Origin of the sequence: Paenarthrobacter sp. NPDC089714, from assembly GCF_044748905.1 — a bacterium.
In the GTDB taxonomy this organism is placed as follows: domain Bacteria; phylum Actinomycetota; class Actinomycetes; order Actinomycetales; family Micrococcaceae; genus Arthrobacter.
Genome location: NZ_JBIVGX010000035.1, coordinates 1,962 through 3,098, shown reverse-complemented (window position 1 = coordinate 3,098; position 1,137 = coordinate 1,962). Strand labels below are relative to the sequence as shown.

General features: G+C 55.1%; 1 rRNA gene (cut by both window edges). It reads right to left on the bottom strand.

Features of this window, described 5'->3' with window-relative positions:
* Nucleotides 1-1,137: ribosomal RNA gene (locus tag ACIPY3_RS23085) — 23S ribosomal RNA — on the bottom strand (its annotated part extends past both window edges: 1,381 nt to the left, 145 nt to the right); the annotation flags it as partial.

Below are 1,137 nucleotides of genomic sequence, written 5' to 3'. Positions count from 1 at the left end.
CGTGAATGCCACAACTTCGGCGGTGTACTTGAGCCCCGCTACATTGTCGGCGCGGAATCACTTGACCAGTGAGCTATTACGCACTCTTTCAAGGATGGCTGCTTCTAAGCCAACCTCCTGGTTGTCTAAGCAACTCCACATCCTTTCCCACTTAGCACACGCTTAGGGGCCTTAGTTGGTGGTCTGGGCTGTTTCCCTCTCGACTATGAAGCTTATCCCCCACAGTCTCACTGCTGCGCTCTCACTTACCGGCATTCGGAGTTTGGCTGACGTCAGTAACCTTGTAGGGCCCATCGGCCATCCAGTAGCTCTACCTCCGGCAAGAAACACGCAACGCTGCACCTAAATGCATTTCGGGGAGAACCAGCTATCACGGAGTTTGATTGGCCTTTCACCCCTACCCACAGCTCATCCCCTCCATTTTCAACTGAAGTGGGTTCGGTCCTCCACGACGTCTTACCGTCGCTTCAACCTGGCCATGGGTAGATCACTCCGCTTCGGGTCTAGATCACGCCACTACACTCGCCCTGTTCAGACTCGCTTTCGCTACGGCTACCCCACACGGGTTAACCTCGCGACGTAACACTAACTCGCAGGCTCATTCTTCAAAAGGCACGCCATCACAACAACACAGCAAGCTGCGGCTGCTTTGACGGATTGTAAGCACACGGTTTCAGGTACTGTTTCACTCCCCTCCCGGGGTACTTTTCACCTTTCCCTCACGGTACTGGTCCGCTATCGGTCATTAGGAAGTATTTAGGCTTATCAGGTGGTCCTGACAGATTCACACGGGATTTCTCGGGCCCCGTGCTACTTGGGATACTCACCAAAAGCGGCACAACGACATTACAGTTACGGGGCTCACACCCTCTCTGGCCGGCCTTTCAAGACCGTTCACCTATGCCCATGCTCTCACCTCGCCGGTCCGGCAGAACCAACACAGCAAGTCCCACAACCCCGCCCACGCAACGCCCGCCGGCTATCACACATGGGTCGGTTTAGCCTCATCCGCGTTCGCTCGCCACTACTAACGGAATCACTCTTGTTTTCTCTTCCTACGGGTACTGAGATGTTTCACTTCCCCGCGTTCCCCCCACGCACCCTATGAATTCAGGCACGGGTCACACAATCACCATG